This is a genomic window from Streptomyces sp. NPDC001492 (genome assembly GCF_053597275.1).
Window position 1 is genome coordinate 1 of sequence record NZ_JBSFHW010000024.1, and the last position, 20,283, is coordinate 20,283.

Below are 20,283 nucleotides of genomic sequence, written 5' to 3' on the forward strand. Positions count from 1 at the left end.
CTTCGGTCTTGCGTTTCCGACTCTATCAGACCGTTTCCCGATCCGATTTCCTCGGTGCTTTCCAGGTTCCCGCTTTCGCGTTTCCCTTTCCGGCGACTCCGACTTTATCAGAGATTCTGAGTCGGATTTCCCGCCCCGATCGGGGACTGGTTCCGGCGCACGAGGCGTCCGGGTTCCCGTTCTGGCGGAGCCGTAAACGTACTGGAGCGGGGCGCCCCGATGCAAATCGAGGCGCCCCGCTCCGGGTTCACACGTACGAGGGGTCGTACACCTGTCAGACCTCCACCACGACCGGGAGGATCATTGGCCTGCGCCGATAGGTGTCGGAGACCCACTTGCCGAGGGTTCGGCGGATGAGCTGCTGCAGCTGGTGCGGCTCCACCACCCCGTCCTGTGCCGAGCGTTCGAGCACCTCGGTGATCTTCGGGATCACGTCGCCGAAGGCCGTGTCCTCGATGCCCGAGCCGCGGGCCTGGATGTGCGGGCCGCCCGTGATCTTGCCGGTGGACGAGTCGACCACGAGGAAGACCGAGATGATGCCCTCGTCGCCGAGGATCTTGCGGTCCTTCAGCGCCGGCTCGCCCACGTCGCCGACCGAGAGCCCGTCGACGTAGACATAACCCGCCTGGACCTTGCCCGCGATCTTGGCCTTGCCCTCGACGAGGTCGACGACCACGCCGTCCTCCGCGATGACGATGCGGTCGTGCGGGACGCCGGTCATGGCGCCCAGCTCGGCGTTGGCGCGCAGGTGGCGCCATTCGCCGTGGACCGGCATCAGGTTCTTCGGGCGGCAGATGTTGTAGAAGTACAGGAGCTCGCCCGCGGATGCGTGGCCCGAGACATGGACCTTCGCGTTGCCCTTGTGGACCACGTTCGCGCCCCAGCGGGTCAGGCCGTTGATCACGCGGTAGACCGCGTTCTCGTTGCCGGGGATCAGCGACGACGCCAGGATCACCGTGTCGCCGTTGACGATGCGGATCTGGTGGTCACGGTTGGCCATGCGGGACAGGGCCGCCATGGGCTCGCCCTGCGAACCGGTGCAGACCAGCACGACCTCGCTGTCGGGGAGGTCGTCGAGCGTCTTCACGTCGACGACCAGGCCCGGCGGGACCTTCAGGTAGCCCAGGTCCCTGGCGATGCCCATGTTGCGGACCATGGAGCGGCCTACGAAGGCGACCCGGCGGCCGTACTCGTGGGCCGCGTCCAGGATCTGCTGGATGCGGTGGACGTGGCTGGCGAAGCTGGCCACGATGATCCGCTTGCGGGCGCTCGCGAAGACCTGACGCAGGACGTTGGAGATGTCGCGCTCGGGCGGGACGAAGCCGGGGACCTCCGCGTTCGTCGAATCCGCGAGGAGGAGATCGATGCCCTCCTCGCTGAGTCGTGCGAAAGCGTGGAGGTCCGTCAGGCGGCCGTCCAGCGGGAGCTGGTCCATCTTGAAGTCGCCGGTGTGGACCGCCATGCCCGCGGGCGTGCGGATGGCCACGGCGAGGGCGTCCGGGATGGAGTGGTTGACCGCGACGAACTCGCAGTCGAAGGGGCCGACACGTTCGCGGTTCCCCTCCGCCACCTCGAGGGTGTACGGGCGGATGCGGTGCTCCTGGAGCTTCGCCTCGATGAGGGCGAGGGTCAGCTTGGAGCCGATCAGCGGGATGTCCGGCTTCTCGCGCAGGAGGTAGGGGACGCCACCGATGTGGTCCTCGTGGCCGTGCGTGAGCACGATGCCCTCGATGTCGTCGAGGCGGTCCCGTACGGACGAGAAGTCCGGCAGGATCAGGTCGATCCCGGGCTGCTCCTCCTCGGGGAAGAGCACGCCGCAGTCGACGATCAGAAGACGGCCGCCGTACTCGAAGACCGTCATGTTCCGGCCGATCTCGCCGAGACCGCCGAGCGGGGTGACCCGCAGGCCACCTTCGGGGAGCGGCGGGGGCGGGCCGAGTTCAGGATGCGGATGACTCAAAAGACTCTCCTCACCACACGCGCCACGTACCGGTGGGCACGTGGCGCGCGTGACGTTCGTGCATGAGCAGTTGTCGTTGTGGGGTGCGGGCACCGGTGGCCCGCTATTCAGTTGTGAAGCCTGTGGTGGTGCCAAGTCTGGTGTTAGAGCTGTACCCCGCCCGCAGCAAGATCGATCTTGAGCTGTGTGATCTCTTCGGGCGTGCACTCCACCATGGGTGCGCGCAGGGGGCCCGCCGGCAGGCCCTGGAGGGCGAGGGCGGCCTTCGTCGTCATGACGCCCTGGGTGCGGAACATGCCCGTGTAGACCGGGAGCAGCTTCTGGTGGATCTCGGTGGCCTTCTGGACGTCGCCGGAGACGAACGCCTCGACCAGAGCGCGCAGGTCCGGAGTGACCACGTGGCCCACGACCGACACGAAGCCGACCGCGCCCACGGAGAGCAGCGGCAGGTTCAGCATGTCGTCGCCGGAGTACCAGGCGAGCCCGGAGCGCGCGATGGCCCAGCTCGCGCGGCCGAGGTCACCCTTGGCGTCCTTGTTGGCGACGATGCGCGGGTGTTCCGCGAGCCGGACCAGCGTCTCGGTGTTGATCGGGACACCGCTGCGGCCGGGGATGTCGTAGAGCATGACCGGCAGTTCGGCGGCGTCGGCGACGGCCGTGAAGTGCCGGTAGAGGCCCTCCTGCGGGGGCTTGTTGTAGTACGGCGTCACGATCAGGAGGCCGTGTGCGCCCACCTTCTCGGCGGCCCGGGCCAGCTCGATGCTGTGGTGGGTGTCGTTGGTGCCGACGCCGGCGATGACATGGGCGCGGTCGCCGACCGCCTCCAGTACCGCTCGTACGAGCTCCGATTTCTCCGCGTCACTGGTGGTGGGGGACTCGCCGGTGGTGCCGTTGATGATCAGGCCGTCGTTGCCTGCGTCCACCAGGTGGGCGGCGAGCCGCTGCGCGCCGTCGAGGTCGAGTGCGCCGTCCGCCGTGAAGGGCGTGACCATGGCGGTGAGGACCCGCCCGAAGGGGGTCTGCGGAGTCGAGGTCGGAGCCATGGGTAACACGCTACTCGGTGCTCAATGCGTGGTCTGCCCTTGGGGTGCGGGATAAGTCCGGACAAATGCGGAGCCCGGTACTGCCTGCTCGGGGGTTCAAGCAGTACCGGGTCCGTTTGATCAGGCTAGATGAACTTCTCCAAATGCCGCAATACGGACACCTCGCGAGGCTGACCGTACACCTGCGCTCGGCCTGGGAACGCGGTGCGCTACGGCGCCACGCGGCCGTTCGCATTGAAGGCGGCGTAGGTGAGCGGCATGAGCCTGGCCCACTCGGCCTCCATCTTCTCTCCGACCATCTCGATCTCCCGCTGCGGGAAGGACGGGACCTTCGCCAGTTCGTGCTGGGTGCGCAGGCCGAGGAAGTGCATCAGCGAGCGGGCGTTGCAGGTGGCGTACATGGAGGAGAACAGACCGACCGGGAGGACCGCGCGGGCAACCTCGCGGGCGACGCCGGCGGCGAGCATCTCCTGGTACGCCTCGTAGGCCTGGCGGTACGAGTCCTCCATGACACGGCCGACCAGCTCCTGCTGGGCCTGGGTGCCCTCCACGAAGACGTACTTTCCGGGGCGGCCCTCCTGGACCAGCTTGCGGGACTCGTCGGGCACGTAGAAAGCGGGCTGGAGCTGGCGGTACCGGCCCGATTCCTCGTTGTACGACCAGCCGACGCGGTGCCGCATGAACTCGCGGAAGACGAAGATCGGGGCGCTGATGAAGAAGGTCATCGAGTTGTGCTCGAACGGGCTGCCGTGCCGGTCGCGCATCAGGTAGTTGATCAGGCCCTTGGAGCGCTCGGGGTCCTTGCCCAGCTCGTCCAGGGACTGCTCGCCGGTGGTCGAGACGCGGGCGGCGAAGAGGACGTCGGCGTCGGACGCGGTGTGCTTGACCAGCTCGACGGTGACGTCGCTGCGGAAGCTGGGCTTGAGGTCGTCGGCGGGGGTGTCGGTCACGACTCGGAGGGTCCCTTCCATCACTTCTCTCGGGCGGCGCCCACTCTACGGCCCGGCTCTGACAACGGGGCGTTCGGTGCCGGGTCGCGACATACGCCGCCGAATTTCTGTGAATTCGGCGAAACCGGGCACCTTTTGGGGCACTCGACCGTCTGTGTAGGTGACAGTCACTCGTTCGATCCCGAGAGGAGAAGCTCCCCTCATGTTCCGTCGGCGTGAACCCGTCCCGTTCGCCTTCGTCGCCGAAGCCGACAGGTTCCGCAGCAATGTCGCTCCCCCGCCCCGTGAGCGGGCGTCCGCAGGTCAGATAGCCGGGCGCTGGCTGCTCGGACTCACCATCGTCGCCGGGCTGGTGGGCTCGCTGGTCCTCGGTATGCCCGCGCTGTCCAGCCCCGCTTCCACGCCGGCCCAGCAGTCACAGGCCTCTCAGGGGCACTGACTCCATCCGGACCCCACGAGTGGTGAGCGGGCACACAGACGGATAACCTCACCGGGCACAGCCCATGCATGGATTGAGTGAGGACCAGCCGTGCCCCTGCCCTTCCTGACGGCCGACCGTGCCTATGAGCCAGCGGACGACGCGCTGCCGTTCGACGACCGTGACCGCTGGCGGCGTCCCTACCGTCCCGGGCCGTGGCGGGTGGGCGCGGCGGCGCTCTGGCTGCTGCTCGCCTCGTTCGTGCTGTTCGCCGCGGTCATCATCGCGTTCACCGCATCGGCCTCCGAGGCCGGCGTGGTCCTCGGTATCGCGCTGGCCGTCATCGCGGGCTCCCTGCGGCTGCTGCGCGTGGGTGTCTGGGTGAGTGCGCGCGGGCTGCGCCAGGTGGGCTTCTTCGGGACGCGTACGACGCCGTGGGAGCGGGTGGCCGCCCTGCGGACGGTGCAGCAGCCGGTGCGCTGGTTCGGGCTGCCGCGCACGGTGCAGGGGCAGGCGCTGATCCTCGTACGCAGTGACCGTCCGGCGCAGGACGCGCCGATACTGCTGACCACGCACAACGCGGACTTCGTGGCGCGGCCCGGGTCGTTCGACCGGGCCGCGGACACCATCGAGGCGTGGGCGGCGGAGAACAGGCGCGGCTGACCGAACGGCACGGCTGCCCGCAGCTAGGCCTCGACGGGCCTTCCGTCATGCAGGGCGATGGCGCGTTGCATGGCCTTGCGGGCGCGAGGGGTGTCGCGGGCGTCGTGGTAGGCGACGGCGAGGCGGAACCAACTGCGCCAGTCGTCGGGGGCCGCTTCCGTCTCGGCCTTGCGCTTGGCGAAGACCTCGTCGGCCGAGTCGCGGTCGATACGGCCGCCGGGGGTGCGCTTCAACTCGTCGACAGGCAGGCCGCCCTCGGCGTCGAGTTCGGCGGCGAGGGCGTTGGCCTTGCGGACGAACTGGGTGTTCTTCCACAGGAACCACAGGCCGATCACCGGCAGGATCAGCACCGCCACGCCGAAGGTGACGGTGAGGACCGTGCCGGACTGGATGAGCATGACGCCGCGGCTGCCGACCAGGACGAAGTAGAAGACCAGGACGGCGGCCGTTATGGCGTAGGACAGCTTGGCTCGCATGGCGGTGTCAGCCCAGGTCCAGGAAGTGTTCCAGGCCGAAGGTCAGGCCCGGGGTGGTCACCACGCGGCGCGCGCCGAGCAGGATGCCCGGCATGAAGCTGCTGTGGTGGAGCGAGTCGTGCCGGACGGTCAGCGTCTCGCCCTCGCCACCGAGCAGGACCTCCTGGTGGGCAAGCAGACCGCGCAGGCGGACGGCGTGGACGGGGATCCCGTCGACGGTCGCGCCGCGGGCGCCGTCCAGTGCCGTCTCCGTGGCGTCCGGCGCCGGGGCGGTGCCTGCGGCCCGGCGTGCCTCGGCGATGAGCTGGGCCGTGCGCGTGGCGGTCCCGGACGGGGCGTCGACCTTCTTCGGGTGGTGCAGCTCGATGACCTCGACGGACTCGAAGTAGGGCGCGGCGATCTGCGCGAACTTCATCGTCAGTACGGCGCCGATGGAGAAGTTCGGCGCGATCAGCACGCCCGTCTCCGGGGAGGCGGCCAGCCAGCCGCCCAGCTGCGTGAGGCGCTCGTCGGTCCAGCCCGTCGTACCGACGACCGCGTGGATGCCGTGGCTCACGCAGTACTCGAGGTTGTCCATCACCGAGGCGGGGGTGGTCAGTTCGACGGCGACCTGGGCGCCGGTCTCCGCCAGCGTCTCCAGTTTGTCGCCGCGGCCGAGGGCGGCCACCAGCTCCATGTCCTCGGCCGCCTCGACGGCCCGTACCGCCTCCGAGCCGATGCGGCCCCTGGCACCGAGGACCGCCACGCGCAGCTTGCTCATCTTTCTTGCTTCCTTCAGGAGAGGACTTACGCGACCGCTTCGTTCAGGCGGGACGCCTGCTTGTCCTTCAGCGGGCCGATGACCGACAGCGAAGGCCGCTGTCCCAGGATGTCGCGCGCCACCGAGCGGACGTCGTCCGGGGTGACCGAGGCTATCCGGGCCAGCATGTCGTCGACCGACATCTGCTCGCCCCAGCACAGCTCGCTCTTGCCGATACGGTTCATCAGCGCGCCCGTGTCCTCGAGGCCCAGGACCGTCGAACCGCGGAGCTGGCCGATGGCTCGGCCGATCTCGTCGTCGGACAGACCGTGCTCGGCGACGTGGTCGAGTTCGTCGCGGCAGATCTTCAGCACGTCATGGACCTGCGAGGGCCGGCAGCCGGCGTACACGCCGAACAGCCCGCAGTCGGCGAAGCCCGAGGTGTACGAGTACACGCTGTAGGCCAGGCCGCGCTTCTCGCGGACCTCCTGGAACAGGCGGGACGACATGCCGCCGCCGAGGGCCGTGTTCAGCACGCCGAGGGCCCAGCGGCGCTCGTCGGTGCGGGCGAGGCCCGGCATGCCGAGGACGACGTGTGCCTGTTCGGTCTTGCGGCCGAGCAGTTCCACGCGGCCCGCGGTGCGGATGGTGCGGCTGCCGTCGCGCGGGGCGATCGGGGCCGCCGCGTCGTTCTTGAAGGCGCCCGCCTTCTCGAAGGCCGCGCGGACCTGTCGTACGACCTTGTTGTGGTCGATGTTGCCGGCGGCCGCCACGACCAGGTGGGTCGGGTCGTAGTGCTTCTTGTAGAAGCGGCGGATGCGGTCCGCGGTGAGGGCGTTGACCGTGTCGACCGTGCCGAGGACAGGGCGGCCGAGGGGGTTGTCGCCGAACATCGTGTGCGCGAAGAGGTCGTGCACGCAGTCGCCCGGGTCGTCCTCGGTCATCGCGATCTCTTCGAGGATCGCGCCGCGTTCGACGTTGACGTCCTCTTCCCGTATCAGGGAGCCCGTGAGCATGTCGCAGACGACGTCGATGGCGAGGGGCAGGTCGGTGTCGAGCACGCGCGCGTAGTAGCACGTGTACTCCTTCGCCGTGAACGCGTTCATCTCGCCGCCGACCGCGTCGATGGCGGAGGAGATGTCCAGCGCGCTACGCCGGGAGGTGCCCTTGAAGAGCAGGTGCTCCAGATAGTGCGTGGCGCCGTTCAGGGCCGGGGTCTCGTCGCGGGAGCCCACGTGCGCCCAGATGCCGAAGGTCGCGGAGCGGACCGAGGGCAGGGTCTCGGTGACGATGCGCAGGCCACCCGGGAGGGTGGTCTTGCGGACCGTGCCGATGCCGTTCTCGCCCTTGATGAGGGTTTGGGTACGGGCGACGGCCCGCGCCTCCGAGGAGGTGCGGGCCGTCGCCTCGAAGCCACGGGGCGTCACTTGTCGCCGTCGTCCTTCTTGTCGTCGTCGCCTTCTTCACCCTCGATGACCGGGATCAGGGAGAGCTTGCCGCGGGAGTCGATCTCGGCGATCTCGACCTGGACCTTCTGGCCCACGCCGACAACGTCCTCGACGTTCTCCACGCGCTTGCCGCCCGCCAGCTTGCGGATCTGCGAGATGTGCAGCAGACCGTCCTTGCCCGGGAGCAGCGACACGAACGCACCGAAGGTCGTCGTCTTCACGACGGTGCCCAGGTAGCGCTCGCCGACCTCCGGCATGGTCGGGTTGGCGATGCCGTTGATCGTGGCGCGGGCGGCCTCGGCGGCCGGGCCGTCGGCGGCACCGATGTAGATGGTGCCGTCGTCCTCGATCGTGATCTCGGCGCCGGTGTCCTCCTGGATCTGGTTGATCATCTTGCCCTTGGGGCCGATGACCTCACCGATCTTGTCCACGGGGATCTTGACCGTGATGATCCGCGGAGCGTTCGGGGACATCTCGTCCGGCGTGTCGATCGCTTCCATCATCACGTCGAGGATGTGGAGGCGGGCGTCACGGGCCTGCTTGAGGGCAGCGGCCAGGACGGAGGCCGGGATGCCGTCCAGCTTGGTGTCCAGCTGGAGCGCGGTCACGAACTCCTTGGTGCCGGCGACCTTGAAGTCCATGTCGCCGAAGGCGTCCTCCGCACCGAGGATGTCGGTGAGGGCGACGTAGTGCGTCTCGCCGTTGATCTCCTGGGAGATCAGGCCCATGGCGATGCCGGCGACCGGGGCCTTGAGGGGCACACCGGCGTTCAGCAGCGACATGGTGGAGGCGCAGACCGAGCCCATGGACGTCGAGCCGTTGGAGCCGAGGGCCTCGGACACCTGACGGATCGCGTACGGGAACTCCTCGCGCGTCGGCAGAACCGGCACGATGGCGCGCTCGGCGAGAGCACCATGGCCGATCTCGCGGCGCTTCGGGGAGCCGACGCGGCCGGTCTCGCCAACGGAGTACGGCGGGAAGTTGTAGTTGTGCATGTAGCGCTTGCGGGTCACCGGCGAGAGGGTGTCCAGCTGCTGCTCCATACGGAGCATGTTCAGGGTGGTGACGCCCAGGATCTGGGTCTCGCCACGCTCGAACAGCGCCGAACCGTGCACGCGCGGGATGGCCTCGACCTCGGCGGCGAGCGTACGGATGTCCGTGACACCGCGGCCGTCGATGCGCTTCTTCTCCTTGATGACGCGCTCACGGACCAGGGACTTGGTCAGCGAGCGGTACGCGGCGGAGATCTCCTTCTCGCGGCCCTCGAACTCCGGCAGGAGCTTCTCGGCGGCGAGCGCCTTGACGCGGTCCAGCTCGGCCTCGCGCTCCTGCTTGCCGGCGATGGTGAGCGCCTGCGCGAGCTCCGGCTTGACGGCGCCGGTGAGGGCCTCGAGGACGTCGTCCTGGTAGTCCAGGAAGATCGGGAACTCGGCGGTCGGCTTGGCGGCCTTCGCGGCGAGGTCGGCCTGGGCCTTGCAGAGCACCTTGATGAAGGGCTTCGCGGCGTCCAGACCGGCGGCGACGACCTCCTCGGTCGGCGCCTCGGCGCCGCCCTTGACCAGCTGGATGGTCTTCTCGGTGGCCTCGGCCTCGACCATCATGATCGCGACGTCGCCGTCCTCCAGGACGCGGCCCGCGACGACCATGTCGAAGACGGCGTCCTCGAGCTCGGAGTGCGTCGGGAAGGCCACCCACTGGTTGTTGATCAGCGCGACGCGGACGCCGCCGACCGGGCCGGAGAAGGGCAGACCGGCCAGCTGCGTGGACGCGGACGCGGCGTTGATCGCCACGACGTCGTACAGGTGGTCGGGGTTGAGCGCCATGATCGTGGCGACGACCTGGATCTCGTTGCGCAGGCCCTTCTTGAAGGACGGGCGCAGCGGGCGGTCGATGAGGCGGCAGGTGAGGATCGCGTCCTCGGAGGGGCGGCCCTCACGGCGGAAGAAGCTGCCGGGGATCTTGCCGGCGGCGTACATCCGCTCCTCGACGTCCACCGTCAGCGGGAAGAAGTCGAGCTGGTCCTTGGGGTTCTTGGAGGCGGTGGTGGCCGACAGCACCATGGTGTCGTCGTCCAGGTACGCCACGGCGGAGCCGGCGGCCTGCTTGGCCAGGCGGCCCGTCTCGAAGCGGATGGTGCGGGTGCCGAAGGAACCGTTGTCGATAACGGCCTCGGCGTAGTGGGTCTCGTTCTCCACTAGCGTTTTCTCCGATACTTTTCGTCTTTTGTCCTTGTCTGCCCGTGTGGCAGGAGGACCGTCACGGAGAAGCGCTCCACTGGTGCGGGCCGGTCTTCGATCGAAGCACCCGGGGCTCACTTCCCCCGGGGGCCACTACCGAGGACCGGCGGCGGCGAGGTGCGCTTCTCGCTGTGTCGTACGTATTGCGTTGTGCTACCACACTACAAAGGGGCAGTGACACTCCGCATGTTTCCGTACGTACGGACGTTTCCGTACGTACGGCAAAGGGAGCGGTCCCGACCCTTCGGGAACCGCTCCCCCTGCACGGCGTCTTACTTGGCGCCCGCCGCACCACGGCGGATGCCGAGGCGGTCGACCAGCGCACGGAAGCGCTGGATGTCCTTCTTGGCCAGGTACTGCAGCAGGCGACGGCGCTGACCGACCAGGATCAGCAGACCACGACGGGAGTGGTGGTCGTGCTTGTGGGTCTTGAGGTGCTCGGTCAGGTCCGAGATCCGGCGCGAGAGCATGGCGACCTGGACCTCGGGGGAGCCGGTGTCGCCCTCCTTCTGGCCGAACTCGGTGATGATCTGCTTCTTCGTAGCGGCGTCGAGCGACACTCGTACTCCTCGTAGTCTTCAGAGTTGCCACCGAGTGCCCCCGGTCTTTGTCTCGGGGGAGCTTCCGTTACTCGGGAGGCGGGGATCCGCTGGGCGCGGCCTCCAGGTCCCGCAGGTGAACCTGCGGGGGCTCCGGGGGTGCGTACACAAACGGCCGTCACACAGCGTACCAGCCGGTGGGGCCGCTACTTCACGGCCATGCTCTCGATGCCCAGGACGAGATACACCCACCTGGGCTGTCCCTTGGCGGGCCCGTCGACCTTCTTGACGCCGAAGAAGATGCGGCCGTCCTGGACGACGATGTCGTTGTAGTCCGTCATCGTCATCAGATCGGCCTCCTCGGGGAGGTCGAAGTAGAGGTACGGGTTCTCCGTGCCCTTGTGCGGATCCAGGGTGACCAGTCCCGACGGCATGACGTGCTGGTCGGTCACGCGTACGGCCAGGAGTTCGTCACCGCTCATCCGTACCGGGTACAGCAGGGAACCGGGACCGGAGTCGAACTTCTTGGTGGTCTTTCCGGTCGCCAGGTCGAAGCCGATGATCCAGTTGGAGTTGATCAGCTCGCCCGAGTCCTTGCTGCGCAGGAAGACCTGGCCGGCGCCGACCGCGATGGTCGGGCAGTCCTCGGTGTTCAGGAAGTCGTCGTACGAGCACTCGCCGACGTAGGTGCCGTTCTGGAGGCGGACCACGGCGCGGGGCTTGCCCGAGGCGTCGAGGGAGAGCATCTCGGAGATGCCGATCCCGCCGGCCTGGACGGCGAGGACGGGCGGCTCGGCGGAGGGGATGTTCAGGTCACGGATGCCCTTGGCGGCGGAGTACGTCCACAGGACCTTGCCGGTTGCCGGGTCCACCTTGCGTGCCTTGTAGGTGGTGGCGTCCGTCGAGTCGGCGGGGGCCTTGTCGTTCCAGCACTGCTGGCGCACCAGCAGTGCGCCTCCGCCCGCTGCGCCCATGTCCTGGCAGGGGCCGGCGGACATCGTCTCCCACGCGCGCGTGCCGTCCTTCATGCGGTACGCGTCCGTGCCGCCGCCCCAGGTGACGACGACCGTGCCGTGCACCAGGGTCACGCTCGGGGTGTCCTGGGAGTCGCCGCCCGTGGCCATGCCGTGGCCGTCGCCCAGTTCGGAGACGGGGAAGTCGGCGTCCCAGATCTCACGGCCGTCGTCGAGGTCGAAGAAGGCCACGTGGTTGCAGAAGGCGTTGCCGCGGTCGTTGGCGCGGAACAGCACGGCGGTGCGGTGGTCGTTGGTCACATGGCGGGTGTAGCCGCAGATCGGGCCGTCGAGGGGGAGCTTCCACTTCTCGTCGCCGGGGGCGGCGTCGGTGCCTATGCGCAGCCCGATGACGGTCTTGTTGATGCCCTTGGCGAGGATCTTGTCCGTGGCCCACATGCCGGGCATCTGGTAGTGCTCACCGGGGCTGAGGTCGTCCACGGAGAAACGGAAGGCCATCTTTCCGGTGGGACTCGCGGGCTTCTTCTCCACGGTCTCCCGGATGTCGAGCGGTCCCTGCCGGGTGGCCGCCCCGTTCGAGGTCTGCGTGCCGTCGCCGGCACTCCACAGGAGCCAGCCACCGGCGCCGAGTGCCCCGGCCAGCACGAGTGCGAGCAGCGCCAGGGGCCACTTCGGGCGGCGCTTTTGCCGTGGGGGCTGCGCGGGCGGGGCGGGCTGCGCGTACATGGGAGGGGGCGGGCCGAAGCTCACGCGTGGGTCCCTTTCCTGTGGGGTTCTGCCGTGACCGGAGGTGCGGATTCCGTTGCCGTGCTCACGCCGACGCCCCACGCCCTGCGTGCAGGGGGTGGGGCGTTCGGGTGTGTCGCCGGGCGGGTGTCAGTTCCCGATGCCGCCGCGGACCTTGCCGTAGACGTCGAGGACCGCCAGGCAGACGGGGACCAGGGAGAGCAGGACCAGCGAGTCCGCGAGGTCGAGCATGCGGCCCCAGAACGGGGAGAGGCCCTTCTGCGGCACGATCAGGGCGATCGCGATCAGGAGCAGCACACCGGCCGCGACCGAGGCGCCGAGCCACAGGGTCCGTACGTTGACCGGGCCGTGGTTGTTCTGGAGCAGCTGGATGATGATGTCGGCGGGCGGCGAGATCGCCAGGCCGAGGACCAGCAGGCCGAGCGTGATGACACCGGCCACGAACAGGCAGGTGACCTGGGCGGTGTAGCGGAACAGACGCGCCCGCAGCATCGCGGCGAGGCCGGTGCACAGGGCCAGCAGCTGGGCCCAGCCGCTGTCGCTGAAGCCGAGCACCGCGCCGCCCGCGCCGACGATGACGGCGGCGCAGCCGCCCACCAGGCCGAGCAGCAGCTCGTGGCCGCGGCTGGTCTGGGCGACGATGCGCTGGACGTCGACAGCCTCGAGGTCGCCCTCACGGCCCTCACGGCGGGCCCGGGCGAGGTCCTCGGGGTTGCGGAAGCCGATCGGCAGCTTGGCGAACCGGGCGGACCAGCCGGGCAGGAAGCCGACGACCGCCAGGGCCACCACCGAGGTGCCCGCGGCGATCTCCCGCGGCGCCGCGTCGGTCAGCACCCCGCAGAACACGGCGAGCGTGCCGATCGCGGAGGCCAGGGCGGCGGCCACGAACGGGGCGTCGCCCTGCGGCAGCAGCATGATCAGCACGACGGAGAACAGCAGTACGGCGACACAGCCGACGAGGAACTGGAGCCTTCCGGGGCCTTCGTGCGCGCCCTGCGCGAGGACGCCGGAGCCCGCGATGAGCGCGTGCGGCAGCGCCGAGATGCCGAGCGCGACGGCGGAGCCCCGGTCGTCGTAGACCCGGGCCCGTACACCGGCGAGTGCCGTCAGGCCCAGCGCGGTCACGCCCGCGAGGATGCCCTGCAGGCCGTGCATGTCGTGCCGGATCGGGTCCGCGAACCAGAAGACGAAGCCCAGCATGACCAGCAGCAGCGAACCGGCGACGAGACCGGCCACCCGCATCAGGTTGTCGTTCCAGCTGCGGATGTCCTGCTTGACCGCGGCGGCGATGGCGTCCACGACGTCGTCGTGGACGGCCGGCGGCAGGGAGTCGGCGAAGGTCCGCAGCAGCAGCACCTCGCCGTCCCTGACCCGGTGCTCCAGCAACGAACGGCTCGCGTCGAGCACCTGACCCTCGCGGGTCACCAGGTGATAACCGGCAAGACTGGTGTCCGCCTGGACCAGGCCCGAGAGCCTGATGATCTCAGGAAAGAGGTCCTGGATCGGCAGGTCCTCCGGCAGCGCGACATCGACTCGGCTGTCCGGCGCTGCGATGGTGATTCGGCAGAAACCTGTCGAAGTCCCCGTGCTCACCTGGTGTTCCCCCTGCTAGACAAGGCTGCTTCATGCAGTTCGTACGACGCGAAGCGCCACCCTATCCCTTGCCGTACGGGGTGTTGGGGCTGCCTCCCTCAATTCTCCCCGTACCCCCTTCGCATCTCCATCCTCCTGGCTCTCCTGCGGTCCAGGGGCATCAGTAGGATCGACGCCAACGCGAACGACGCCTACGCGAACGGGAACACGTCGCGGTACACGGGGGCGTCGATGCCAGGACGTATCAATCACGAAGGATGAGTGCATCGGTGAGCGTCGTCATCATCAAACGGCCACCGCGGATACCACCCCCGGTGGTGCCGGACGGCGAGGTCAAACTGGAGACGCCCCCCGAGATCCCTCGTGAGGGCGACGAGAGCATGCTGATGAACCTGCTGCCCATGATGGGCATGCTGGGTTCCGTCGGCTTCTTCTTCATGCCCAACCTCCCCCCCTATATGAGGGTGGTCGGCGGGCTGATGCTCGCCTCGACGCTGGCCATGGCCATCGCGCAGTTCGCCAAGTCCCGGCAGGGCGGCGGCGCGGGGATGGCGCAGGACCGCCGTGACTACTTCCGCTATCTGGAGCAGGTCCGCAAGGACGTGCACAAGACGGCCGAACTGCAGCGGCGCAGCCAGCTCTTCCAGCACCCGGACCCGGAGCAGCTGTGGGCGGTGGCGGCCGACGGCAAGCGGCTGTGGGAGCGGCGCCCGACGGACGCGGACTTCGCCTCGGTGCGGATCGGCCGCGGGGTCCAGCAGCTGAACACGCCACTGGTGGCCCCGGACACGGCGCCCAAGGAGGAGCTGGAGCCGCTGACCGCGGCGGCCATGAAGGCCTTCCTCGACGCCCACGGCAGCCTGCACGACCTACCGGTCTCGATCTCGCTGCGGGCCTTCTACCACGTGACGATCTGCGGGGACACGGACACGGTCTACGGAAATGCCCGTGCCGCTATTTCCCAGTTGGCGACGCTGCACTCGCCGGAGGACCTGATGGTCGCCGTGGTGGCGCACCCCTCGGCGGCGGCGGACTGGGACTGGATCAAGTGGCTGCCGCACAGCCAGCACCCGAAGGCCAAGGACGGAGCGGGCTCGGCCAGGCTCCTCTTCGACGACCTCGGGGAGCTGGAGGAGGCGCTGGCGGGCCAGTTGGAAGACCGGCCCCGCTGGAACCGCGAAGCGACCCCTGTCTACGACCAGCCGCATCTGATCGTGGTCCTCGACGGCGGCACCGTGCCGCCGGACTCCGAACTCGCCAGTTCCGAAGGGCTCCAGGGCGTCACCTTCCTGGAGATCGCCCCGGGCGAGCTGGAGGAGGAGCTGCGCGCCGGTCTGACGGCGTATGTGAAGCCGGAGCGGATGCAGCTGTTCGTCGGCCATGAGTCGGCGTACACCGGCAAGGCCGATGTGCTCAACCCGGAGCAGGCCGAGTCCCTGGCCCGGCAGCTGGCGCCCTTCCGGGTCGGTTCCGCGGAGGAGGGCGAACCCCTGCTCTCCAACCTGGACTTCACCGACCTGATGGGCATCGGCGACGCGGGCACCGTCGACGTCTCCCGCACCTGGCGGCCGCGCACCCTGCACGAGCGGCTGCGGGTGCCGATCGGTGTCGGCGAGAACGGCGAGCCGGTCATGCTGGACCTCAAGGAGGCCTCGCAGGAGGGCATGGGCCCGCACGGCCTGTGCGTCGGCGCGACCGGTTCCGGCAAGTCCGAGGTGCTGCGTACGCTGGTGCTCGGTCTCGCGGTGACGCACTCCTCGGAGACGCTGAACTTCATCCTCGCCGACTTCAAGGGCGGCGCGACCTTCGCGGGCATGGCGGACATGCCGCACACCGCGGCCGTCATCACCAACCTCGCCGACGACCTCACCCTCGTCGACCGCATGCGTGACTCGATCATGGGTGAGACGCAGCGCCGCCAGGAGCTGCTGCGCTCGGCCGGCAACTACGCCAACCTGCACGACTACGAGAAGGCCCGGGCCGCCGGCGCCGCCCTCGAACCGATGGCGTCGCTGGTGATCGTGCTCGACGAGTTCTCCGAACTCCTCACCGCCAAGCCCGACTTCATCGACATGTTCATCCAGATCGGCCGTATCGGCCGTTCGCTGGGCATCCACCTGCTCCTGGCCTCGCAGCGCCTGGAGGAGGGCAAGCTGCGCGGCCTGGACACCTATCTCTCGTACCGGATCGGTCTGCGGACCTTCTCCGCCGCCGAGTCGCGTACGGCGATCGGCGTCCCGGACGCCTACCACCTGCCGTCGATCCCCGGTTCCGGTTATCTGCGCTACGACACCGACACCATGGTCCGCTTCAAGGCGGCGTACGTGTCGGGGCCGTACCACGGCGAGGGGCCCTCCCGGGTGCACCGCTCGACGCAGCTGCGGCCCGCGCTGTTCACGGCGGAGCACGTGGCGCTGCCCCCGCAGCCGGTGGTCGAGGAGCCGGAGCCCGACAACCGGGTGGACGACGCGCTCGCCGACACCGTTCTCGACGTCCTGGTCGGCCGGATGGTCAACCAGGGACCGCCCGCCCACCAGGTGTGGCTGCCCCCGCTGGAGGAGGCGCCGTCACTGGAGCAGCTCCTCCCCCAGCTCGCCGTCCACCCGGAGCGCGGCCTGACCGCACCCGACTACACGGCGCTGGGCCGGCTCAATGTGCCGGTCGGTCTGGTGGACAAGCCGTTCGAGCAGCGGCGTGACGTGCTGTACCGGGACTTCTCCGGCGGTGCGGGCCACGGTCTGTTCGTGGGCGGTCCGCAGTCCGGCAAGTCGACGCTGCTGCGTTCGCTGATCTCCTCGTTCGCCCTCACCCACACCCCGTCCGAAGTGCAGTTCTACTGCCTGGACTTCGGCGGTGGCAGTCTGATCGCGATGGAGGAGCTGGCGCACGTCGGCGGGGTCGCGAACCGTCTCGACGCCGAGAAGGTGCGCCGTACGGTCAGCGAGGTCGAGGGGATCCTCAACTCGCGCGAGGAGTACTTCCGCACGAACAACGTCGACTCGATCCAGACCTACCGGCAGCGCCGGGCCGCGGGCCATCTGCCCGACCAGATCTGGGGCGACGTCTTCCTGGTCATCGACGGCTGGGCCATCTTCAAGCAGGACTACGAGCTGCTGGAGTCCACCGTCACGGAGATCGCGACGCGCGGTCTCGGCTTCGGTGTGCATGTGATCCTGACCGCGAGCCGCTACACCGAGGTGCGGCCCGCGCTCAAGGACATGCTGCAGAACCGCATCGAGCTCAGGCTCGGTGACCCGACGGAGTCCGAGGTCGACCGCAAGGTCGCCCAGAACGTCCCGGCCGCGGTGCCGGGCCGTGGTCTGACGCAGGACAAGCTGCACTTCATGACCGCGCTGCCCCGGGTCGACGGCTCCTCGGCGACCGAGGACCTGTCCGAGGCGACGTCGATCCTGGTCCGCGGCATCAACGACAACTGGCAGGGCAACCACGCTCCGGCCGTACGGCTGCTGCCCACGCTGCTGCCCTCGGACCGGCTGCCCAAGGGGTTCGAGCACCCGGACCGCGGTGTCGCCATCGGTATCGACGAGTCGTCGCTGTCGCCGGTCTTCGTCGACTTCGAGTCGGATCCGCTGTTCATCGTGTTCGGTGAGAGCGAGTCCGGTAAGTCCGCGATCCTGCGGCTGCTCGTCAAGCAGATCACCGAGCGCTACACGCCGGACCAGGCGAAGATCGTCATGGGCGACTACCGGCGTGCGCACCTGGAGGGTGTGCCCGACACCCACCTGTCGCGGTACTGCGCCTCGGCGCCCGCCCTCACGGAGACGCTGGAGGGCCTCGCGGGCTCGATGCACCGCCGTATGCCGGGCCCGGACGTGACACCCGAGCAGCTGCGCAACCGCAGCTGGTACAGCAGCCCGGACGCGTTCGTCATCGTCGACGACTACGACCTGGTGGCGACCGGCGTGAACCCGCTGGCCCCGCTGCTCGAGTATCTGCCGTTCGCCCGTGACATCGGTCTGCGCATCATCATCGCGCGCTCCTCGGGCGGTGCCAGCCGGTCGCTGTACGAGCCCGTGATGCAGCGGATGCGCGAGCTCGGCGCCCAGGGTCTGGTGCTCTCCGGCGACCGGGCGGAGGGTGCGCTGCTCGGCAACATCACGGCGTCCCAACTGCCGCCCGGCCGCGGGTACTTCCACACGCGGCGACGCGGTGGACAGCTGATTCAGACGGGCTGGCTGCCGGCCCGGTTCTGAGCGGCGACAGCTGCGGCACAGGGGGCGGTACCCACGCGGGTGCCGCCCCCCTGTGTCAGTGGGGACCGCTATGGTGGCGTTGCAAGAGAGAAGACGGGAAAAGACAAGCCACGGGGGGCAGTTGTGTCGTCGGACTTCATGGACTCCGATCCCAAGGTCCTCAAGACCGAGGGCTTCAACATGTACACGGTCGGCCAGGACTTCTCGAAGGCCGTCAAGGCCCTGCAGGACGGACTGACCGCGCTGGAGGGCACCGGCACCCCGCCCTGGGGTGACGACGACATCGGCGAGAAGTTCGGCGTCGCCTACACGGGCCTGCGCGACGGCATGTACCAGTCGATGGGCAGCCTGGCGGAGCGGCTGGCGGGGATGGGGATCGCCTTCACCAAGATGGGCGTGGCGCACGAGCAGAACGAGGCCGACCAGCTGGACATGTGGAAGGCGACGACCGCCGAGTACGACGGCCAGGTGAAGCTCCCGCCGGGCGTAGCACAGGGGACCTTCACCAAGGCGCAGAACACCTGATCCGTACCGGATGTGCGGCAGCGGACGGCACGGCTGCACCCGCGCAAGTAGGGTGAGTCGAGTTCGTCGTCACATGTCAGGAAGAGGCCCCGCAGCATGACCGAGGTACGGAACAACGAGATCGAGACTCCGGCCGAGATCAAGGCGCGCAAGGAGCGGGAGCGGGACGAGCTGTACGCGCTCGACATCTCGGGGGTCGAGTGGCACAGCGCCCCCGGCACCGAGGAGCACGAGGAGCGCGTCGAGATCGCGTACCTGCCCGAGGGCGCGGTGGCCATGCGCTCCTCCCTCGACCCCGACACCGTGCTGCGGTACACCGAGGCGGAGTGGCGGGCGTTCGTACTCGGGGCGCGGGACGGGGAGTTCGACCTGGAGCCGGCGCCGCACAACGGCGGGGTTCCGGCCGAGCAGGCGGACTAGGACCCGACCGGCGCCGCTCTCTCTTCGCACCGCGGGCGGCGCCGGTGATCAGTTGACGATGAGCCGGTGATGAGCCAGTGATCAGTACAGCGAGAATCCGCCGCTGTGCCGCCCCTGGCTCTTCTTCCCGGACTGCGTGAACCGGTCCTCGGACGTCCTCGGCTCGGGCTGTCCCGAAGGCGAGGAAGGGTCACCGCCGGTCAGCGGCTCCCCGTGCCTGACCCGGTCGCGCTCCTCCTCGGAGAGCGACTCCCACTGGCCGCGCAGGGACGCCATGCCGCCGCCCAGGGCGCGCGCCACCCCGGGGTCGTCCAGGGCGTCGCGAAGGGGGAGGCGGCCGGAGAGCAGCTTCTTCGCCGCCTCCTGGAGGTCCTTGCCGACGCCGTCGTTCTCGGACAGCCCCCGCAGGGCGGAGTTCAGGGAACGGATCTGCTCCGGTTCGAGTGCCTCGTCCAGCACACCGCGCTCCGGCGAAGCGCCCTGCGGATTCGGTGAGTTCTCGGGTCCCCTGGTCATGCCGCTTCTCCTCGCTGCCCTCGTCTCTCGGACACCCGAAGTATCTCCCGTCAGGTACGGCTGCCCTGCCAGCCCCCTCCGTCCGCGGCGCCGGAGGACAGTCTGCGCCAGTCAGCCTATTGTTGATCTCTGTTCGTTCACTCAGCCGCGCAATCAACCATGGGGCCCACCAGGCATGTCGACGCCTCCTCCGCAGTACCCGAACCAGCAGCCGTACGGGCAGCCGCAGCAGCCGTATGGATTCCCGCAACAGCCGCAGGCTCCGTATGGATACCCGCAACAGCCGCAGCCACAGCCGCCTCGGCGAAGCCCCCAACGCCCGCAGCAGGGCGGTCCGTTGCGCGTGGTGAAGGCCATCGCCATGGTCGTCGTGCTGTTCGGCGGTGTGGGTTACTACGTCTGGGACTACAACACCAGCCCCACGGGCGGCAAGGCGAAGGCGGAGGCTTCGGCGTCCGCGTCCGCCGCGGCTCACGACCCCGAGATCGGCGACTGCGTCAAGGTCAAGGACCCCAAGGGCGAACCGGTCACGACGGTCGTCGACTGCGGCTCCCCCGAGGCCGAGTACAAGCTGGGCGAGATGGTCCCTGGCGCGAACATGGAATGCGGGTCCCAGTACGACTACGGCATCCAGTACCACCGTCGGACAAGTGGCTACACCTTGTGCTTCACCAAGGTCTGACCTGGGCCACGCTCCGACGGGGGAGCTGCAACGGTTTTGTGACAGCAGCGCCCTGAAGTTGCGGAGGGGGGATCCGTAAACTTTGCGAACGGCTGTACTTCTGTGTGACTTCCCTTGACCGATGAGGGAGTTGTACGGC

17 protein-coding genes are annotated in these 20,283 nt (G+C 68.9%); 6 read left to right on the top strand and 11 right to left on the bottom strand.

The window, feature by feature from the left end; all coding sequences use genetic code 11:
• Positions 1-274: 274 nt before the first annotated feature.
• From ACWC1K_RS28275 to thyX, 3 genes are all read right to left on the bottom strand, one after another.
• Complete coding sequence (locus tag ACWC1K_RS28275; RefSeq protein WP_450835390.1) at positions 275-1,960, bottom strand: ribonuclease J; 1,686 nt, start codon at positions 1,958-1,960, stop codon at positions 275-277.
• Between the two features lie 143 nt (positions 1,961-2,103).
• On the bottom strand, positions 2,104-3,003 hold the full coding sequence (gene dapA / locus ACWC1K_RS28280) for a 4-hydroxy-tetrahydrodipicolinate synthase (RefSeq protein WP_450835392.1): 900 nt from the start codon (positions 3,001-3,003) through the stop codon (positions 2,104-2,106).
• Positions 3,004-3,212: 209 nt separating this feature from the next.
• The gene (gene thyX, locus ACWC1K_RS28285; protein ID WP_450835394.1) at positions 3,213-3,953 is read right to left on the bottom strand and encodes an FAD-dependent thymidylate synthase; all 741 of its coding nucleotides are present in this window, start codon (positions 3,951-3,953) and stop codon (positions 3,213-3,215) included.
• Between the two features lie 202 nt (positions 3,954-4,155).
• On the opposite strand from thyX, the gene ACWC1K_RS28290 reads away from it, so the two are divergent.
• Together ACWC1K_RS28290 and ACWC1K_RS28295 are read left to right on the top strand one after the other, a co-directional pair.
• Positions 4,156-4,392, top strand: coding sequence for a hypothetical protein (locus tag ACWC1K_RS28290; protein WP_351480029.1), 237 nt, complete (start codon positions 4,156-4,158; stop codon positions 4,390-4,392).
• 90 nt (positions 4,393-4,482) lie between these two features.
• Complete coding sequence (locus ACWC1K_RS28295; protein WP_450835396.1) at positions 4,483-5,034, top strand: PH domain-containing protein; 552 nt, start codon at positions 4,483-4,485, stop codon at positions 5,032-5,034.
• A gap of 23 nt (positions 5,035-5,057) precedes the next feature.
• On the opposite strand, the gene ACWC1K_RS28300 is transcribed toward ACWC1K_RS28295, so the two are convergent.
• The 7 genes from ACWC1K_RS28300 to eccD form a co-directional block, all read right to left on the bottom strand.
• Positions 5,058-5,510: a tetratricopeptide repeat protein gene (locus ACWC1K_RS28300; RefSeq protein WP_351480035.1), complete on the bottom strand. Its 453-nt coding sequence runs from the start codon at positions 5,508-5,510 to the stop codon at positions 5,058-5,060.
• Positions 5,511-5,517: 7 nt separating this feature from the next.
• On the bottom strand, positions 5,518-6,270 hold the full coding sequence (dapB, locus tag ACWC1K_RS28305) for a 4-hydroxy-tetrahydrodipicolinate reductase (RefSeq protein ID WP_450835398.1): 753 nt from the start codon (positions 6,268-6,270) through the stop codon (positions 5,518-5,520).
• A gap of 26 nt (positions 6,271-6,296) precedes the next feature.
• The gene (locus ACWC1K_RS28310) at positions 6,297-7,676 is read right to left on the bottom strand and encodes a M16 family metallopeptidase (protein WP_450835400.1); all 1,380 of its coding nucleotides are present in this window, start codon (positions 7,674-7,676) and stop codon (positions 6,297-6,299) included.
• The gene (locus ACWC1K_RS28315; RefSeq protein ID WP_450835402.1) at positions 7,673-9,892 is read right to left on the bottom strand and encodes a polyribonucleotide nucleotidyltransferase; all 2,220 of its coding nucleotides are present in this window, start codon (positions 9,890-9,892) and stop codon (positions 7,673-7,675) included. The genes ACWC1K_RS28310 and ACWC1K_RS28315 overlap by 4 nt, the downstream gene beginning before the upstream one ends.
• A 314-nt stretch (positions 9,893-10,206) precedes the next feature.
• Complete coding sequence (rpsO, locus tag ACWC1K_RS28320) at positions 10,207-10,494, bottom strand: 30S ribosomal protein S15 (protein WP_030945091.1); 288 nt, start codon at positions 10,492-10,494, stop codon at positions 10,207-10,209.
• A gap of 185 nt (positions 10,495-10,679) precedes the next feature.
• A complete protein-coding gene (locus ACWC1K_RS28325; protein WP_450835403.1) occupies positions 10,680-12,197 on the bottom strand; it encodes an outer membrane protein assembly factor BamB family protein in 1,518 nt (505 codons plus the stop codon).
• 126 nt (positions 12,198-12,323) lie between these two features.
• Positions 12,324-13,787 carry a type VII secretion integral membrane protein EccD gene (eccD, locus tag ACWC1K_RS28330; protein ID WP_450835405.1) on the bottom strand — a complete coding sequence of 488 codons (1,464 nt, stop codon included), beginning with the start codon at positions 13,785-13,787 and terminating at the stop codon, positions 12,324-12,326.
• Positions 13,788-14,056: 269 nt separating this feature from the next.
• Here eccD and eccCa point away from each other — a divergent pair, with 269 nt between their 5' ends.
• The 3 genes from eccCa to ACWC1K_RS28345 all read left to right on the top strand — a co-directional run bounded on the left by eccCa (position 14,057) and on the right by ACWC1K_RS28345 (position 18,946).
• The gene (gene eccCa / locus ACWC1K_RS28335) at positions 14,057-18,001 is read left to right on the top strand and encodes a type VII secretion protein EccCa (protein WP_450835407.1); all 3,945 of its coding nucleotides are present in this window, start codon (positions 14,057-14,059) and stop codon (positions 17,999-18,001) included.
• Between the two features lie 138 nt (positions 18,002-18,139).
• The gene (locus ACWC1K_RS28340) at positions 18,140-18,526 is read left to right on the top strand and encodes a hypothetical protein (protein ID WP_450835409.1); all 387 of its coding nucleotides are present in this window, start codon (positions 18,140-18,142) and stop codon (positions 18,524-18,526) included.
• A 96-nt stretch (positions 18,527-18,622) separates the two neighbouring features.
• Positions 18,623-18,946, top strand: a complete 324-nt coding sequence (locus tag ACWC1K_RS28345; protein ID WP_450835410.1) for a DUF397 domain-containing protein — start codon at positions 18,623-18,625, stop codon at positions 18,944-18,946.
• Between the two features lie 81 nt (positions 18,947-19,027).
• On the opposite strand, the gene ACWC1K_RS28350 is transcribed toward ACWC1K_RS28345, so the two are convergent.
• The gene (locus ACWC1K_RS28350; RefSeq protein WP_450835412.1) at positions 19,028-19,462 is read right to left on the bottom strand and encodes a hypothetical protein; all 435 of its coding nucleotides are present in this window, start codon (positions 19,460-19,462) and stop codon (positions 19,028-19,030) included.
• 175 nt (positions 19,463-19,637) lie between these two features.
• Between ACWC1K_RS28350 and ACWC1K_RS28355 the strand changes: the two genes are divergently transcribed.
• Entirely contained in the window at positions 19,638-20,144 is a 507-nt protein-coding gene (locus ACWC1K_RS28355) for an LppU/SCO3897 family protein (RefSeq protein WP_450835414.1), read from the top strand.
• Positions 20,145-20,283: the final 139 nt, after the last annotated feature.